The organism is Moorena sp. SIO3I6, from assembly GCF_010672095.1.
In genome coordinates this window covers 1-1159 of the sequence record NZ_JAAHHU010001569.1, presented here as the reverse complement: position 1 = coordinate 1159, position 1159 = coordinate 1, and the positions used below count along the sequence as shown (strand labels likewise).

The following is a 1159-nucleotide window of genomic DNA, read 5'->3' as shown; positions in this document are numbered from 1 at the left end:
TCAAAACCATAGAAGAGTTAGTTATGCACCATTCCCCTAGTGGTGCGGAAGGGGAAATTGACCAATTGTTACTGCATCGGTTTCAAGCTTTAGGGGTGGAAACTTGGCAGGATCGGGCGGGAAATGTCATTGCTAAAATCCCTGGTAAGGATGCTGGTGCCAGTCCCATTGCGATTACTGCTCATAAAGATGAAATTGGTGGCATTGTTAAACGGATTGGTGACGCAGGACGGGTGGAAGTGCGCCGCTTGGGGGGTTCTTTTCCTTGGGTTTATGGTGAGGGTGTGGTGGATCTGTTGGGGGATAACTATACCATTAGCGGTATTCTTTCCTTTGGCTCACGTCATGTTTCCCATGAATCTCCCCAAAAAGCGTTGCAGCATGATACTCCTCTACGTTGGGAAGATGCCTGGATTGAAACCAAATGTAGTACTACAGAATTGGCAGAGGCTGGGGTGCGTCCAGGCAGTCGTATGGTGGTTGGTAAACATCGTAAGAGACCTGTGCGGCTTAAGGATTATATTGCTAGCTATACCCTGGATAATAAGGCATCGGTGGCGATTTTGCTAACTTTAGCCCAACGGTTGAAAACTCCAGCAGTTGATACGTATTTGGTGGCATCAGCAAAGGAGGAAGTAGGGGCAATTGGGGCTTTGTATTTTACCCAGAATAAATCTCTAGATGCTTTGATTGCTCTGGAAATTTGTCCCTTGTCTGGGGAGTACCCTATCGAAGATGGACCAGCACCAGTATTGCTCTCTCAAGATAATTATGGCATCTACGATGAAGGGTTAAATCGGGAATTGGGAGAAGCGGCAGAACGTTGTGAAGTCCCGATTCAGTTGGCGGTTATTGATGGTTTTGGCTCTGATGCTTCCATCGCCATGAAGTTTGGTCATGTTGCTCGTGCTGCTTGCTTGAGTTTTCCTACCCAAAATACCCATGGTTATGAAATTGCTCATTTGGGTGCGATCGCAAATTGTATCGATATTCTTGAAAGCTATAGTTCTTCAGTGATCAAGAATTAAGAATTAAGAATTAAGAATTAAGAAGTAATTTTTAAAGAAGAGCGATATATCCCTATTTCAGCTTGATGTATTCTTTGAAAAGCAGCTTGGGAAAGAGCATTTGCGAAAATATCATTCAAAGGAAAAAGACA

Annotated in this window: 1 protein-coding gene; it reads left to right on the top strand. The window is 44.2% G+C overall.

Annotation, left to right across the window (positions count from 1 at the left end; translation table 11 throughout):
- A partial coding sequence (locus F6K49_RS51290; RefSeq protein ID WP_293110628.1) for a M42 family peptidase occupies nt 1-1028 on the top strand: 1028 nt, incomplete at its 5' end.
- Between the last annotated feature and the right edge of the window lie 131 nt (nt 1029-1159).